This window comes from Elioraea tepidiphila DSM 17972, from assembly GCF_000378465.1.
Classification (GTDB): Bacteria; Pseudomonadota; Alphaproteobacteria; order Acetobacterales; family Acetobacteraceae; genus Elioraea; species Elioraea tepidiphila.
The window spans coordinates 35,672-50,817 of the sequence record NZ_KB899931.1; the positions used below are offsets into that span (position 1 = coordinate 35,672).

Sequence of the window (15,146 nt, forward strand, 5' to 3'; positions counted from 1 at the left end):
CACGTGACCGTGATAATCGGGCGATGCCATGAAGGCTGACGAACCGCTCGCACTGCGGCCGCGCCGGGCCAGCGGCGTGGCCCCGGAGCCCGCGCCCGGGCAGACGGCCGAGCCCGCCGCGACGCCTGCCGAGCCGCGCGCGCGGCCGCCGCGCGCGAAGCGGCGGCGTTCCCGGCTGCGGCGCGTGCTGGCCACGCTCGCGGGGGTCGGGTTCCTCGGCGCGCTCGGCGCCGCCGGCGCCGGCGTCTATGCCTGGCACCACTACAGCCGGGGGCTGCCGGAATACGCCGCGCTGATCGACTACCAGCCGCCGGTGATGAGCCGCGTCTATGCCGGCGATTCGCGCCTGCTCGCGGAGCTCGCGACCGAGCGGCGCATCTTCGTGCCGATCGACTCGATCCCCAAGCTCGTGCAGGACGCCTTCGTCTCGGCCGAGGACCAGAATTTCTGGACGCATCCCGGCGTGGACGTGATGGCGATCGCGCGCGCCGCGTTGACCAACCTCCAGCAGATGGGCCAGGGCCGCCGCCCGGTGGGCGCCTCCACCATCACCCAGCAGGTCGCGAAGAACATGCTGCTGGGCAACGAGGTCTCGCTCGACCGCAAGCTGCGCGAGGCGATCCTGGCGATCCGCATCGACCAGGCGATGCCGAAGGAGCGGGTGCTCGAACTCTACCTGAACGAGATCTTCCTCGGCTCCGGCGCCTACGGCGTCGGCGCGGCGGCGATGACCTATTTCGGCAAGGCGCTGGAGGAGCTCACCCCGGCCGAGGCCGCCTATCTCGCCGCGCTGCCCAAGGCGCCGAACAACTACAACCCGTTCCGCTTCCCCGAGGCGGCGAAGGGACGGCGCGACTGGGTGCTCGAGCGCATGGCGCAGGACGGCGTGATCGACCGCGCCACCGCCGAGGCCGCGAAGGCGACCCCGATCGAGGTCCGCCCCGGCCGTTTCGCCGAGCGCGTGCAGGCCGAGTGGTTCGCCGAGGAGGTGCGCCGCCAGCTGATCGCCCGCTTCGGCGAGGAGACGACGACGCAGGGCGGGCTGACGGTCCGCACCAGCCTCGATCCGCGCCTGCAGGAGATCGCCGACCGCGCGCTGCGCGAGGGCCAGATCGCCTATGACCGCCGCCGCGGCGGCTGGCGTGGCGCGGTGGCGCGCATCGACCTGCCGGCCGAGCGCCTCGCCACCGGCTGGACCGAGGCGCTCGCCGCCGTGCCGCGCACACCGGGGATGCTGCCGGAGTGGCGCCAGGCCGTCGTGCTGGAGGTCACGGCGCAGGCCGCACGCGTCGGCTGGCTGGAACGTCCCGAGCGGCCCAACCTGCCGCCGCGCCCGCGCACCCTGACCATGCCGCTCGCCGAGATGGCCTGGGCGCGGCCGGCGCTGCCCGACAACCGGCTCGGCCCCGCCCCGCGCGCGGCCTCCGACGTGGTGTCGGTCGGCGATGTGGTGCTGATCGAACCGCTGCCGGCCGAGCCCGCGGTCGCCGCCGCGCGCGGCCGTCCCGCCCGGCCTGCGCTGCCCGAGCGCGCGAGCCTCCGCCAGACGCCGCAGGTGGAAGGCGCGCTCGTCGCCCTCGACCCCTCGACCGGGCGCGTGCTCGCGCTCTCCGGCGGCTGGTCGTTCGAGCGCTCCTGGTTCAACCGCGCCACACAGGCGCAGCGCCAGCCCGGCTCGGCGTTCAAGTCCTTCGTCTATCTCGCCGCGCTGGAGCAGGGCTTCTCGCCGGTGCAGAAGGTGCTGGACGCGCCCTTCGTCGTCGATCTCGGCCCGGGCCAGGGACGCTGGCGGCCGACCAACTACACCGAGACCGAGTTCGGCGGACCGACACCGATGCGCGTCGGGCTCGAGAAGTCGAAGAACCTGATGACCATCCGGCTTGCCGAGCGGGTCGGGCTCGACAATGTGGCCGATGTCGTGCGCCGCTTCGGCGTGATCGACAACATGGAGCGCAACTACTCGATGGCGCTCGGCGCGGGCGAGACCACCGTGCTGCGCATGGCCGCGGGCTATGCCGCCTTCGTCAATGGCGGGATGCGGGTCGATCCGACGCTGATCGACTCGGTGCAGGACCGGAACGGGCGCGTCATCTTCCGCGCCGATGCGCGTCCCTGCGACACCTGCCGCGATCCGGCGCCGGGGGCCGTGCCGCCCGACCCGCCCGACATCCGCGCGCGCGCGACCGACGCCGCCTCGGCCTATCAGATGGTGTCGATGCTGCAGGGCGTGATCCAGCGCGGTACCGGCGGGCGGGCGAATATCGGCCGTCCCGCCGCCGGCAAGACCGGCACGACCAATGACTGGCTGGATGCCTGGTTCGTCGGCTTCACGCCGGAGCTCGTGGTCGCGGTGTGGGTCGGCTTCGACGAGCCGCGCCCGCTCGGGCTCGCGCGCGACAACGAGACCGGCGGGCTGATCGCCGCGCCGATCTTCGGCCAGTTCATGCGCGAGGCGCTGGCCGACCGGCCGGCCCTGCCCTTCCGCGTGCCCTCCGGGCTGCGCATGGTCTGGGTGAACCCCCAGACCGGCGAGCCGGTGCCGCCGGGCACGCCGGGGGCGATCATGGAGGCGTTCAAGCCGGGCACGGAGCCCGGCGCGAGCGGCACGGACGGCGTGATCGGCGGGGCCGGCGGCAGACCCGCGGCGGCCGCGCTGGACGCGGGCCTCGGCGGGCTGTACTGACGCGCCCCTCGCGGACCTCATCATGGGAGTGCGCGGCCGATGAAGGCCGAGATCATCGCGCTGAAAGAGCGGATCGCCGAAACGGCGGGTCTGCTGAGGAGGCATCTTTGACTGGGATGCCGCAACCCGCCGCCTCGAGGAGCTGAACGCGCGCGCCGAGGACCCCGCCCTGTGGTCGGACCCGGAGGCGGCGCAGAAGCTGATGCGCGAGCGCAACCGCCTGGCCGCCGGGATCGAGGCGGTGCGGCGGCTCGAACGCGAGGCCGAGGATGCCTACGGGCTCGCGGAACTGGCCGAGGAGGAGGGCGACGCCGAGACCCTCGCCGCCGCCGAGGCCGATCTGAGGCGCCTGGTCGCCGAGGCCGAGAAGCGCGAGCTCGAAAGCCTGCTCTCGGGCGAGGCCGACGGCAATGACGCGATCCTCGAGATCAATGCCGGCGCGGGCGGCGTCGATGCCCAGGACTGGGCCGAGATGCTGCTCCGCATGTACACGCGCTGGGCCGAGAGCCACGGCTACAAGGTCGAGCTGATCGACCGCACCGACGGCGAGCAGGCCGGCATCAAGAGCGCGACGCTGAAGGTGATCGGCCCCAACGCCTATGGCTGGCTCAAGACCGAGAGCGGGGTGCACCGCCTGGTGCGCATCTCGCCCTTCGATGCGAATGCGCGCCGGCAGACGAGCTTCGCCTCGGTCGGCGTCTCGCCGGTGGTCGATGACAGCATCGAGATCGAGATCAACCCGGCCGATCTGCGCACCGACACGTTCCGCGCATCCGGCGCGGGCGGGCAGCACGTGAACAAGACCGAGTCGGGCGTTCGCTTCACGCACCTCCCGACCGGCATCGTGGTGGCGAGCACGCAGGACCGCAGCCAGCATCGCAACCGCGCGATCGCGATGGAGATGCTGAAGGCGCGGCTCTACGAGCTCGAACTCCAGAAGCGCGAGGCGGTGGCCGCGGCGGCGCAGGCCGAGAAGACCGATATCGGCTGGGGCCACCAGATCCGGTCCTACGTGCTCCAGCCGTACCAGATGGTGAAGGATCTGCGCACCGGCGTGGAGAAGGGCAACCCGCAGGCGGTGCTGGACGGCGAGCTCGACGACTTCATGGCCGCCTCGCTCGCGCAGCGCGTCAAGGGCGTGCGGTCGGAGGCGAGCGCGCAGGCGGAGTAGCCTGCCGCTGCCGCACGGGCCGGGCTTGCGCCGCGCGTCTAGCGCACATCGAGCGTCACGCTGACCGGACAGTGATCCGACAGCCGGTCGCGGAACGACCGGTCGGTCTCGCGATAGACCATCACGCGCAGGCTGCGCGGCACCAGCCACTCGCGCGCCGCGCCGCCGAGCAGGATGTGATCGATGAACACCGCGCCGCCCCAGCACGGATTCGAGAACCCCTCGGTTGCGCGCGTGAGCGGCGCGGCGCGGGCGAGGATGGCGAATACATCGTCGTCGCCCTCCATGCGCCGATTGAAATCGCCGAGCACGGCGAAGGCCTCGCCAGCGACCCGCCGCGCGGCGATCCAGCGGGCGATGTGGCCCGCCTGGCGCGCGAGTTCGACGCAGGCCACGCGCTCCGACCCGGCGATGGCGTCCCAGGTGCAGCCGGCGCGCAGATGCACGTTCAGGAGCCTGAGCGAGCGGCCGGCGATCTCGACCGTGATGTCGGCACCGCGGCGCAGGCTGAACCGCGCATTCGGCGCGAGGTCGAGCTCCATGAGGTCGGGGTTGGCGCGCCAGGCAAGGCCACGGCGGATCGCGAAGCCCGGGCGCTGCACATCCGTCTCGTCGGTGAAATGGAAATCGTAGCCGGCCGCGTCGAACACGCGCGCCGCGGCGAGCCGCCCGTCCACCTCCTGGAGCGCGACGATGTCGGCCTCCAGCCGCTCGGCATAGCGTTGCAGCAGCGCGTAGTCGGCCGGCGTGCGGATGTGCAGCCCGCGCGGCAGGGCCGGGTGGCCGGCCGGCTTGGTGGTCAGCCAGGCGATGTTCCAGGTCGAGAGCTTGATCTCGCGCGCAGCCGACGGCAGCGCGACCAGCAGCGACAGGACGAGGACGACGATCCGCATGCGCGCGACGCTAGCGCCCGGGCACGGGAAGGGCCATGTTCACGGCCGAACGACCCTCGGGAGGTCCGTGATGCGACGCTTCGCCCTCTATGCGGCCCTGGCCGCGACCCTCACCCTGGCGCTGGCGCCGGCGATCGCCGAGGCGCGCATCGGCCGCGGCGGCAGTTTCGGCACCCGCGGCGGGCAGACCTACGCGCCGCCGCCGCCCACCCGTGTCGCGCCGCAGCAGGCGCAGCCGGTGCAGCGCAACCTCGCCCAGCCGGCGGCCCCGACCGCGGCGGCCGCGGCACCCGCGACGGCCGCCCGGCCCGGCTTCGGGCCCGCGTTGATGGGCGGGCTGCTCGCCGGCGGGCTGATCGGGCTCATGCTGGGCTCGGGCTTCTTCGGCGCGGGGCTCGGCGGCGTGCTCGGCGCGCTGCTCCAGCTCGCGCTGATCGGCGGACTGATCTGGCTCGGGCTTCGGCTGTTCCGCGCCGCCCCGGCGATGGCCGGCGCGGCGGCAGGCCGCTTCCCGGTGCCCGATCTCGGCAGCGGGCCGCTGCCGCGCAGCGGCGCGGGCTTCGCCGGCGGCGGCCATGTGCCGCTGCGGCTGACCGAGGAGGATCTCGCGACCTTCGAGGCGGCGCTCAAGGACATCCAGGCCGCCTGGAGCGAGGCGGATACGGCCAAGCTCGGCCGGATGCTGACGCCCGAGATGCTCGGCTATGTCGCCGAACAGCTCGACGAGGATGCCCGCCGCGGCGTGCGCAACCGCGTCTCCGGCCTGGTGTTCGAGGAGGGCGATGTCAGCGAGGCTTGGCGCGAGGGCGTGCGCGACTACGCGACCGTGGCGATGCGCTTCAGCCTGACGGATGTCGATGTGCCGGTCGGCGCGCCGCCGGCGCTGCCCGGTGCCGCGCCGCGCGAGACGGTGACCGAGCTCTGGACCTTCGTGCGGGTGCAGGGCGGGCCGTGGCTGCTGAGCGCGATCCAGCAGACCGGCACCGCGGCGGGCTGAACCCGGTCGCTGCCGCTATCGCCGCGGGTGAGGCGCCCGGTCGGCGGGGCTGGTTGGGGCGCCAGGATTCGAACCTGGGAATGGCGGATTCAAAGTCCGCTGCCTTACCGCTTGGCGACGCCCCAGCCGGAGGTCGCGCGGTGATAGGCCGGATCGGCGCGGCGGAACAAGCCCCGCGCAGGGCGCGGGCCGCCACACCGGTGCGGATCGGTCAGGCGCGGCCGATCAGCGGGCGGCGCAGCCGACGGCTCGGACGGTCGAGCACCAGATGCGCTGCGGCGAGCAGCAGCAGGGCCGTGTCGCGCCGCCCCTCATCGGAAGCGGAGCGCGCCATGCGGAGCAGCTTGTCGGACAGCATCAGCGGGCTCGGGCCGGCGGGCGGAGCGGTCTTCACCAGGGCAGGCATGGTCACCTCCTCAGCAGCAGTCCCATCACGCAGGAGCATGAGCGGGATGCGTAACCAAACGGTGAACGCGACCATATGCTTCCCGGTTGCCACCGGATGTGAGGACGCTCACGCAGCGACCGCCCAGCCCTCGGCCGAGACGCGGTCACGCCCCGCGGCCTTGGCCGCGTAGAGCGCGCGATCGGCCGCGGCGAGCAGCACGCGCGGCTCCGCCGGTCCGAGCGGCACCATCGAGGCCGCGCCGATGCTGGCCGTGACGAAGCCAAGCGGCGAGCCCTCGTGCAGCAGCATCATGTCGTGCAGCGCGGCGCGGATCCGCTCCCCGACCGCGACCGCGCCGGGCACGTCGCTGTCGGGCAGCAGCACCGCGAACTCCTCGCCGCCGAGGCGCGCGGCGAGATCGTAGGGGCGGAGCTGCATCGCCATCAGCAGCCCGGCGACGCGCATCAGGCAGGCGTCGCCCTCGAGATGGCCGTAGCGGTCGTTGAACTGCTTGAAATGGTCGAGATCGATGATCAGCACGGCGACGGGCGTGGCCTCGCGCAGGCCGCGCTTCCAGGCCGCCTCCAGAGCGAGATCGAAGGCGCGGCGGTTGGCGAGGCCGGTCAGCGAATCCCGCTCGGCCAGATCGATCAGCAGGCGGTTCGCGGCCTCAAGTTCGCTGTTGCTGGCCTCCAACGCCTCTTGCCGCCGTGCGATCTCGCTGGTCATGCGCCTGAAGGCCTGCTTCAGGATCTCGAACTCGCCATACCACGCCCCGGTCGGCAACGGCGGCGACGGTGCCCCGGACGCCAAGGCCCTGGCGGCATCGGTCAGGGCTAGCACGGGACGGCCGATCGCCCTGCGCGCCATCGCCATCGCTGTGGTAATGCCGAGAGCCGCGGTCAGCAGCGCCAGCACGAGTGTGACCAGCATCTCGCGGTCGAGCGGACGGAGCACCGCCACACTGTCGATCCCGACCGCGAGCGCGAGCCCCATCGAGAGCATGTGTGCGAAGCCGACGATGCTGTCCCGGCCCTCCGCGTCCTGGAGCTCGGCCCAACCCAACGGAGCCGACAGCACGGTCTCGACAAGCCGCCGCGACGTCTCCTCGGCGTGGCCGGACGGCTGCGGATACTCAGCAACGACAAGGCCGTCGTCGCTGACGAGCACCGCGAACCGAGCAAGTTCCGAGCCGGCCTCGCTGCCCGCGACCTGGCGCACCATCCAGTCGAGATCGAGCTCGGCGGTAAGCAGGGCTGGCTTATCCGGGGCCCTGCCGGCCTCGTCTGGGATCGCCAACGCCACCGGCAGCACGACCTCGGCCGTAAGGCGCGACACGACCGGGGTACCAAGCACGACCTCGCCGGTCGCAAGCGCGTGCCGCACGAATGGACGGTCGGCCAACGAGATACCCGGAGCGAGGCCCACGCCGGTGCATCGTACGCGCCCGTCACCGTCGACCACGGCAACGCGCCGGATGAAGGGATGGGAGTCGGCCATCCGGGCAGCGCCCGCCACGCACTCGGCCGGTGTCGCCGACCAGCGAGAAGCGTCGGCGGCACCGGCGCGCATCGCCAGCTTCACCGAGTCGAGGAGCTCCTCGAACAGCCTGACCGAGGCCATCGCCGCCTGCTGTTGACGCTCGCCCACCGCGCGAAGGTTCTCGGCGCGCGCCACGATCGCCAGATGCGTCATGAGCAGTAGGGCAGGCGCGACCGCCACCAACACCAACAGCAGGGCAAGACGACCAATGCCGCTGCGAAGAAAACGCTCCGCCATTGGAACCACAGCCTTTGCTCAGGTCACGCCAGGACGTGGCGTAGGTCGCATCATCGACAACAAGAATGAACAACAGGAAAACGGCGCAGGTTGTTGATGCAGCTTGACGCGCGCCGGCACTTGCAGGACCGTCCGGCTGCACACGCGGCGATCCAACGCCGCCAGCGGAGGAGACGACCATGACACCGATCCGCCTTGCAACGGCAGGGCTTGTCCTGCTGTCCGCCCCGGCCCTCGGCCAGCAGCAGGTCCCCGCCTGGGCCCAGGGCCGTCCCGATCACATGGCGCAGAGCACGCTCGCACCCCACCCACCGCGCATGACCGTCACGGCGCCGGGCGATGTGCCGATGAACCGTCTGCGCGTGCCGCAGGGGTTCCGCGTCGAGCTCTGGGCCCACGGCATGCCTGGGGCGCGCATGATGGCGCTCGGCGATCAGGGCACGGTGTTCGTCGGGACCCGCGTGATCGGCCGCGTGTATGCGGTCACCGACCAGGGCGGAAGCCGCAGCCATCGCATCCTCGCCGAAGGGCTGACCCAGCCCAACGGCATCGCCTTCAAGGATGGCGCGCTCACGGTGATGGCGATCAATCAGGTACTGCGCTGGGAGGGGATCGAGGGACGGCTCGCCAACCCCGGCACGCCGGCCGATCTGACGGCCGCGTTCGACATGCCGCCCGATCAGCATCACGGCTGGAAGTTCACCGCCTTCGGGCCGGACGGGCGCCTCTATACGAACATCGGCGTGCCCTGCAACATCTGCACCTTCGACCGCGACCGCTTCGCGCTGATCGTGAGCTTCCGCCCCGACGGATCGGACCGGCGCATCGAGGCGCGCGGCATCCGCAACTCGGTGGGCTTCGACTGGCATCCGGTGACGCGCGAGCTCTGGGCCACCAACAACGGCCGCGACTGGGCCGGCAATGACGAGCCGCACGACACGCTGCATCGCATCCGCCGCTCCGGCGAGGATCACGGCTTCCCCTGGTGCGTGGGCATGTGGGCCGATCCGGCGATGGAGCGGCGCCAGTGCAGCGAGTTCGAGCAGCCGGCCGCCTCGCTCGGCCCGCACACCGCGCCGCTCGGGATGCGGTTCTACACCGGCACGATGTTCCCCGAGGCCTATCGCGGCGCGATGTTCATCGCCCGGCGCGGTTCGTGGAACCGCGAGGCCAAGATCGGCTACGACGTGGTGGTGGCGAAGCTCGACGCGCAAGGCAACGTGACCTCGGTCGAGCCGTTCCTCACCGGATTGCTGGACGAGCAGGCGCAGCAGTTCCACGGGCGACCGGTGGACGTGTTGCAGCTGCGCGACGGCTCGCTGCTGGTGAGCGACGAGCAGAACGGCGCGATCTACCGCGTCACCTACGGCGGCTGATGCGAGGCATTCGTTCCGGGGCCGCGGCGCTCGCCGCGGCCCTTTTCTGCGCCCCGCTCGCCGCCGCACCCGAACAGGCCGAGCTCTGCGCCGCCTGCCACGGCGCGCGCGGCGTGTCGGCACTGGAGGACGTGCCCTCGCTTGCCGGCCAGCCGGAGACGTTCCTCACCCTGCAGATGATCCTGTTCCGCGAGCGCATCCGCCGCTTCGAGCCGATGAACGCGGCGATGCGCGGCATCGGCGATGCCGAGGTCGAGGCGCTCGCGCGCTTCTATGCCGCGCTGCCGCCGGCAAGGCCGGAGACGGCACCGGATCCTGAGCGGGCCTCGCGCGGCCGCGCGCTTTCGGCCCGGCATCGCTGCGGCGTCTGCCATCTCGCCGACTATGCCGGACAGGCCCAGGTGCCGCGGCTCTCCGGCCAGCGCGAGGACTATCTGCTGCACGCGATGCGCGACTACCAGGCCGGCACGCGCCAGGGCACCGACACCTCGATGCAGGCGGTGCTGTACGGGCTCAGCGAGCGCGATCTCGCCGATCTCGCGCACTATCTCGCGACGGTGCCGGCAGCGCGCTGAGGGCCAGCCGCTCGAACTCCGCGACGCTCAGCGTCTCCGCGCGGCGCACAGGGTCGATCCCCGCCTGCGCCAGCAGGGCGTCGGGCTCGCCGAGCGGCCTCAGCGCGCTCCGCAGCATCTTGCGCCGCTGCCCGAACGCCGCCGCGGTGACGCGCTCCATCGCGGCGAACAGGGCGCGCGGCGGCTGGTCCGCGCGGGGCACGAGATGCACCACCGCCGAGGCAACCTTGGGTGGCGGCGTGAAGGCGGCGGCCGGCAGGCGCAGCACGAGGCGCGCCTCGGCGATCCACTGCGCGAGCACCGAGAGCCGCCCGTACGCCTCGCTGCCCGGCGCGGCGACGATCCGCTCGGCGACCTCCTGCTGGAACATGAGCGTCAGGCTCTCGAACGCGGCTGCCTGCCCAAGCCAGCCCACCAGCAGCGGTGTGCCGATGTTGTAGGGCAGGTTCGCCACCACCTTGCGCGGCGGCGGCGCAAGCGCCGCGAGATCGACCGCGAGCGCATCCGCCTCGATGACGCGCAGCCGCTCGGGATGGGCGGCGACCAGATCGGCGAGGGCCGCGACGCAGCGCGGATCGCGCTCGATCGCCGTGACCGTCGCCGCCTCGGAGGCGAGCAGCGCGCGCGTGAGCCCGCCCGGCCCGGGACCGACCTCGATCGCGTGCCGCCCCTCCATCGCACCGGCCGCGCGCACGATCCGCGCGGTCAGGTTCAGATCGAGCAGGAAATGCTGGCCGAGCGATCGTCGCGCATCGAGGCCGAAACGCGCGATCACTTCGCGCAGCGGCGGCAGTCCGCTCACGCCGCCCGCGCGCGCTCCCGCCGCGCCGCCATTGCGGCCGCGAGCTCGATCGCCGCGATCAGCGAGGAGGGATCGGCGATCCCCTGGCCGGCGATGTCGCAGGCGGTGCCGTGGTCGGGACTGGTGCGCACGATCGGGAGGCCGAGCGTGACGTTCACGCCGCCGGCGAAGTCCAGCGTCTTGATCGGGATCAGCGCCTGGTCGTGATACATGCAGAGCGCGGCATCGTAGCCCGCCCGCGCGCGCTCGTGGAACAGGCTGTCGGCCGGGTGCGGCCCGCTGACCGCCAGTCCTTCGCCACGCAGGATCTCGATCGCGGGACGGATCGTTGCGATCTCCTCGCGTCCGATCGTGCCCTCCTCGCCGGCATGCGGGTTGAGCCCCGTCACCGCAAGACGCGGCCGGGCGATGCCGAAATCCGCCCGCAGCGCCGCGGCGACGATGCGCGCGGTCGCGACGATGCGCGCGGTCGTCAGCGCCGCCGGCACCTCTGCGAGCGGGATGTGCACCGTCACCGGCACCACCTTGAGCAGCGGCGAGGCGAGCATCATCACCGGCACGCCGCCGCCGGCGAGCTCGGCGAGCCAGGTCGTGTGGCCGGCATGGCCGATCCCGCCCGCGAGCAGCGTGGTCTTGGCGAGCGGATTGGTGACCACCCCGCCCGCCTCGCCCGCGCGCGCGAGCGCCACCGCCCGCTCGACCGAGCGGATGATCGCCGGACCATGCGCCGGGTCGGGCCGCCCGGGCTCGACGGGCGCGGCGAGCGGCTCGGGCAGGACCGGAAGGGCGCGCGGGAAGCTCGCCGCGCCCTCGGCGAGCGAGCCGACCGCGCGCACCGGCACGTCTCGGCCGAGATGTCGCGCGAGGGCCGCGAGCCGATCGGGATCGTCGATCGCGACGAAGCCTGGCCCCGACACGCGCAGGCGCGACCATGCGGCGAGCGCGATCTCGCCGCCGATCCCCGCCGGTTCGCCCATGGTCAGTGCGAGCGGCGCCGCACTCACGCGCGGAAGTCGATCTCGGCGCGGCGGCGCAGGTCGCGCATCATCTGGCGCGAGAGCAGATCGACGCGCTCGCGCAGGATCGTCTCGGTGATCGCCTCGGGGTTGGGCGCGGCGAGGTTCTCGGTTCGCCGGGCGCAGACCATCATCAGCGCCACGCCGTCCGGCGCGATCAGTGGCTGGGTGGCGCGACCCGCGGCAAGCCCGCCGAGAATCTGGCGGAGCTGCGGGGTCTGCGTCTCGAGCCGGATCTCGACCGGCTCGCCCACCTGCGCGCCGCCTGCCGCGCGCGCCGCCTGGGCCAGCGCATCGCAGCCGCGCGCGCTGTCCGAGACACGCCCAGCGGTCTCGACCTGGCGGATCTGCTGCGGGGTCGGCCGCTGCGGGTCGAGCGGCGCATCGAACGGGAACACCACCTGGCGCAGCGTCAGCAGGGTGGCCATGTCGCGGCCGACCTCGCGGCGGGCGCGCAATGTCACGATCGAGAACCCGCCGGCGGTGCGGATCGGCGTCGAGACCGCGCCGGGCGGCATCTGCGTCACCACGGCCTCGACCTCGGGCTCGAGCTGACCGAGGCGGATCCAGCCCAGGTCCCCACCCTGTTCGGCCGACTGCGCCTGGCTGAACTGCGCGGCGACGGCGGCGAAGGGGGCACCCCGGCGCAGCTGCTCGATCAGATCGGCGGCCGTGCGTTCGGCCTCCGGTTCCTGGCGCGGATCATCCACCGCGATGAACACCTCGGCGACCAGGAATTCGGGCTGGCCGGTCGCCGCCTCCAGCGCGCGCAGCCGCTCGCGCACCAGTTCCGGGTGCACCTCGGCCTGGGCACCGAGCTCGGCGCGCACCAGCTTGCTCCAGCCGATGGTCGCGCGCAGCTGGCCGTAGAGCGCGCGGATGTCGATCCCCTGGCGCGCGAGGCTGGCCCTGAGCCCGCCCGGGCTCATGTTGTTCTGCTGCTCGATCCGCCCGACCGCGGCGGCGATCTCGCCGTCGGTCACCAGGATGCGGCGCCGCTGCACCTCCTGCAGGCGCAGCCGCTCATCGACCAGCAGCCGGCGCACCTGCGGCGTGATGCGGTCGAGCACCTCGGGCGTCATCGGCAGGCCGGCGGTAGCGGCGAACAGGCGGCGGCGCGCCTCGACGTCGAAGGTGGTGATGACGTCGCCGTTGACCACCGCGACGATCCCGGCGGATTGCGCACGCGCCGGCGGCGCGGCGGGCACGGCCGCGAGGACCGCCAGCAGGATCAGGGCAAGCGCACGTCGCATCGGCCCCTGCATAGGCCCGAAGCGGGCCGGCCGCAACGCCCGCCCGGCCGGCCTCACAGGGCCGAGAAGCCGATCTCGCCCACGGTCTTGAACACGACGGTGAAGATCAGATCGGTCCCCGCGCCGAGGGTGCCGGTGGTGGTGAAGCGGCGCAGATAGGTCGCGACGAAGGCGAAGCACTCGTCCTCGTAGCGCAGTCCCGCATAGGACTGGACCATCGCCTCGCGGGCGAGATCGCGGCGGGCGCCGACCCAGCCGCTCCAGTTGCCCCAGATGCGCCCGCCGAGCGTGGCGCCGAGCTCGCGCCGCGCCGTGGGCTGAAGGGCCTCCGGCTGCGCCGGCGCGGTCAGATACGAGACCGTGAGGTAGCGGCCGAAGCCGCTGAGCGTGACCGAGGCGTCGGCGAGCCGTGTCGAGAAGGTCTCGCGGTCGAGCCGCGTGCGGTAGGACAGCGCCAGATGCTCGGAGGGGATGACGGTCAGCCGGCCGACATAGTCCGACCGCCGGCCTTCGAGCCCCGACCCGGCCGGGTAGAGCGCGTCGGTCGCCGCCCGCCAGGCCTGGCCGAACATGCCCTCGATCGTCACGCCGGGCAGGTACCAGGCGCCGCGCAGGCCGGCGTTGACGCGCAGCCCGCCGTCCAGCCGGTCGCGGCCGGGAAAGCGGTTGAAGCCGAAGAGGTAGGCGTCGGAGAACTCGAGATCGATGCTGTCCTCGTTCGGGATGCGCCGGTCCAGTCCGACATTCGGTCCGGCCACCACCTGCACGATCGGCTCGATCAGTTGGCTGCCCCACGACCCGCCCGGGCGCAGCAACGGCCAGCGCCAGGTGAGCGCCACCTGGGGATGCGCCCGGCCGATCGTGCCCGAGTCGCCGCCCGGCAGCGGTGTCGCGCTGGTGTCGCCGCCGACCTGATAGCCGAGCAGATCCAGATTGGCCTCGACCGTCCAGAGATCGCCGAAACTGCCACGCAGCGGCAGCATCCAGTTGACGCGCGAGGCAACGCGGCGGGTATCGGTGCCGAGCTGGCGGGTAGTGGCGAACACGCCGAGATCGCCGCGCCAGAGTCCGCCGAGCGGGTCCTGGATCCCGGTGATCTCGGCATAGGCGCGCGGCAACACCATCGGGATGCGGCGCGCGGCATCGAGCGTGCTGAGCCCCTGATAGAAATTGGCGTCCGCGCGCGCGTAGAAGTTGCTGCCGAAACCCTCGATGAACGGCGTGCTGACCAGCACGCCCGCGTTGCTGAAGGCGCCGATCCGGTAGCGGCGGATATAGTCGCGGTCCGAGGAGCGGCGCACGTCCCACCCCGCGCGCCACGTGTCGTCGAGGCTGAACCGGCCGGTCGAGACGATGTTGCCGCGCCAGCGCGTCTCGTCCGGGTCGTAGGTGAAGCTGCCCGAGGTGACGACGAAGCCGGAGTTGAAACGCCGCCGCCACTCGCCGAACAGCACGCCCCCCTTGCGCGTCGTCACCATCGGCGAAAGCGTCAGGTCCTCGGACGGCGAGATCACCCAGTAATAGGGCTGGCGGTAGAAGGCGCCGAGAAACGTGCTGGAACCGAAATCGGGAAACAGGAAGCCGGAGCGGCGCTTGGCCGACGGATCGGCATGCCAGAAATACGGCGTGTAGAACACCGGGATGCCGGCGATCTGCAACGTGGCGTCGAAATACTCGACGGTCTTCTCTTGCTCGTCGTGAACGACGCGGTCGGCGCGGATCTGCCAGAGCGGCGACCGCTCGGGATTGTCGCGGCAGGCCTCGCAGGTCGAGTAGACCGCGCGCGCCATCTCGGTCACGCGGCCGCCCGAACGCACCGCACCGGCCGCGGCGAGGCGGCCGCCCTCGGCGAGCAGCGCGCGCAGTTCGCGGATCACCCCGTCGCGCAGATCCTCGGTGAGTTCCGCCTCCTCGGCGAAGAACACCTGCCCGTCGGGCTCCATCAGTACGACCTCGCCGCGCGCGGTCGCGCGCCCGGTCGGGCGGTGGAACGTGACTTCCTGCGCGCGCAGGATACGGTCGCCCTGCCAGGCCTCGACCCCACCGCGCGCGATCACGAGATCGCGGTTCTCGTCATACTCGACCTCGCCGGCGGTGAAGGTGACGGGCTGACGCTCGGCCTCGGTCAGCGGGCGGCGCGTCTGCGCCGCGGCGGCGGCGGCGAGCAGCAGCGCGAGCGCCACGGCACCCGCGGCCTTGCGGCGGGACCGCAT

At 72.5% G+C, this 15,146-nt stretch carries 12 protein-coding genes and 1 tRNA gene; 5 read left to right on the forward strand and 8 right to left on the reverse strand.

Going from position 1 to position 15,146, the window contains the following annotated elements; all coding sequences use genetic code 11:
- Nucleotides 1-28: 28 nt before the first annotated feature.
- Both F563_RS0116015 and prfB read left to right on the forward strand, forming a co-directional pair.
- The gene (locus F563_RS0116015) at nucleotides 29-2,683 is read left to right on the forward strand and encodes a penicillin-binding protein 1A (RefSeq protein ID WP_019015698.1); all 2,655 of its coding nucleotides are present in this window, start codon (nucleotides 29-31) and stop codon (nucleotides 2,681-2,683) included.
- Between the two features lie 39 nt (nucleotides 2,684-2,722).
- A protein-coding gene (gene prfB / locus F563_RS0116020) for a peptide chain release factor 2 (protein ID WP_156825219.1) occupies nucleotides 2,723-3,854 on the forward strand; the annotation gives its coding sequence in 2 pieces (ribosomal slippage) (nucleotides 2,723-2,791 and nucleotides 2,793-3,854; 1,131 coding nt in all).
- A 38-nt stretch (nucleotides 3,855-3,892) separates the two neighbouring features.
- Here prfB and F563_RS0116025 read toward each other — a convergent pair.
- Complete coding sequence (locus F563_RS0116025; protein WP_019015700.1) at nucleotides 3,893-4,747, reverse strand: endonuclease/exonuclease/phosphatase family protein; 855 nt, start codon at nucleotides 4,745-4,747, stop codon at nucleotides 3,893-3,895.
- A 70-nt stretch (nucleotides 4,748-4,817) separates the two neighbouring features.
- Between F563_RS0116025 and F563_RS0116030 the strand changes: the two genes are divergently transcribed.
- Entirely contained in the window at nucleotides 4,818-5,744 is a 927-nt protein-coding gene (locus F563_RS0116030; RefSeq protein WP_019015701.1) for a Tim44 domain-containing protein, read from the forward strand.
- Between the two features lie 50 nt (nucleotides 5,745-5,794).
- Here F563_RS0116030 and F563_RS0116035 read toward each other — a convergent pair.
- From F563_RS0116035 to F563_RS24080, 3 genes are all read right to left on the reverse strand, one after another.
- A tRNA-Gln gene (locus F563_RS0116035) sits at nucleotides 5,795-5,869 on the reverse strand.
- An 86-nt stretch (nucleotides 5,870-5,955) separates the two neighbouring features.
- The gene (locus F563_RS0116040; RefSeq protein WP_019015702.1) at nucleotides 5,956-6,150 is read right to left on the reverse strand and encodes a hypothetical protein; all 195 of its coding nucleotides are present in this window, start codon (nucleotides 6,148-6,150) and stop codon (nucleotides 5,956-5,958) included.
- A 108-nt stretch (nucleotides 6,151-6,258) separates the two neighbouring features.
- The gene (locus F563_RS24080; protein ID WP_026299645.1) at nucleotides 6,259-7,827 is read right to left on the reverse strand and encodes a diguanylate cyclase domain-containing protein; all 1,569 of its coding nucleotides are present in this window, start codon (nucleotides 7,825-7,827) and stop codon (nucleotides 6,259-6,261) included.
- Between the two features lie 263 nt (nucleotides 7,828-8,090).
- Here F563_RS24080 and F563_RS0116050 point away from each other — a divergent pair, with 263 nt between their 5' ends.
- Nucleotides 8,091-9,287, forward strand: coding sequence for a PQQ-dependent sugar dehydrogenase (locus F563_RS0116050; protein WP_019015704.1), 1,197 nt, complete (start codon nucleotides 8,091-8,093; stop codon nucleotides 9,285-9,287).
- Complete coding sequence (locus F563_RS0116055; protein ID WP_019015705.1) at nucleotides 9,287-9,862, forward strand: c-type cytochrome; 576 nt, start codon at nucleotides 9,287-9,289, stop codon at nucleotides 9,860-9,862. The genes F563_RS0116050 and F563_RS0116055 overlap by 1 nt, the downstream gene beginning before the upstream one ends.
- On the opposite strand, the gene rsmA is transcribed toward F563_RS0116055, so the two are convergent.
- Genes rsmA through F563_RS0116075 form a run of 4 tightly spaced genes read right to left on the reverse strand, consistent with a single transcriptional unit; the run spans nucleotide 9,801 to nucleotide 15,146 of the window.
- On the reverse strand, nucleotides 9,801-10,664 hold the full coding sequence (rsmA, locus tag F563_RS25410) for a 16S rRNA (adenine(1518)-N(6)/adenine(1519)-N(6))-dimethyltransferase RsmA (protein ID WP_019015706.1): 864 nt from the start codon (nucleotides 10,662-10,664) through the stop codon (nucleotides 9,801-9,803). The genes F563_RS0116055 and rsmA overlap by 62 nt on opposite strands.
- Nucleotides 10,661-11,668, reverse strand: a complete 1,008-nt coding sequence (gene pdxA / locus F563_RS25415; RefSeq protein ID WP_019015707.1) for a 4-hydroxythreonine-4-phosphate dehydrogenase PdxA — start codon at nucleotides 11,666-11,668, stop codon at nucleotides 10,661-10,663. Before pdxA ends, rsmA begins: the two co-directional genes overlap by 4 nt.
- Nucleotides 11,665-12,933, reverse strand: coding sequence for a peptidylprolyl isomerase (locus F563_RS0116070; protein WP_019015708.1), 1,269 nt, complete (start codon nucleotides 12,931-12,933; stop codon nucleotides 11,665-11,667). The genes pdxA and F563_RS0116070 overlap by 4 nt, the downstream gene beginning before the upstream one ends.
- 53 nt (nucleotides 12,934-12,986) lie before the next feature.
- Complete coding sequence (locus F563_RS0116075; RefSeq protein WP_019015709.1) at nucleotides 12,987-15,146, reverse strand: LPS-assembly protein LptD; 2,160 nt, start codon at nucleotides 15,144-15,146, stop codon at nucleotides 12,987-12,989.

What these genes read in the sequence shown, in the direction of transcription:
- F563_RS0116015 (WP_019015698.1), top strand. Translation starts at nt 29, where the DNA reads ATGAAGGCTGACGAACCGCTCGCACTGCGGCCGCGCCGGGCCAGCGGC.
- F563_RS0116025 (WP_019015700.1), bottom strand. Translation starts at nt 4,747, where the DNA reads ATGCGGATCGTCGTCCTCGTCCTGTCGCTGCTGGTCGCGCTGCCGTCG.
- F563_RS0116030 (WP_019015701.1), top strand. Translation starts at nt 4,818, where the DNA reads ATGCGACGCTTCGCCCTCTATGCGGCCCTGGCCGCGACCCTCACCCTG.
- F563_RS0116040 (WP_019015702.1), bottom strand. Translation starts at nt 6,150, where the DNA reads ATGCCTGCCCTGGTGAAGACCGCTCCGCCCGCCGGCCCGAGCCCGCTG.
- F563_RS24080 (WP_026299645.1), bottom strand. Translation starts at nt 7,827, where the DNA reads ATGACGCATCTGGCGATCGTGGCGCGCGCCGAGAACCTTCGCGCGGTG.
- F563_RS0116050 (WP_019015704.1), top strand. Translation starts at nt 8,091, where the DNA reads ATGACACCGATCCGCCTTGCAACGGCAGGGCTTGTCCTGCTGTCCGCC.
- F563_RS0116055 (WP_019015705.1), top strand. Translation starts at nt 9,287, where the DNA reads ATGCGAGGCATTCGTTCCGGGGCCGCGGCGCTCGCCGCGGCCCTTTTC.
- F563_RS0116070 (WP_019015708.1), bottom strand. Translation starts at nt 12,933, where the DNA reads ATGCGACGTGCGCTTGCCCTGATCCTGCTGGCGGTCCTCGCGGCCGTG.
- F563_RS0116075 (WP_019015709.1), bottom strand. Translation starts at nt 15,146, where the DNA reads ATGCGGTCCCGCCGCAAGGCCGCGGGTGCCGTGGCGCTCGCGCTGCTG.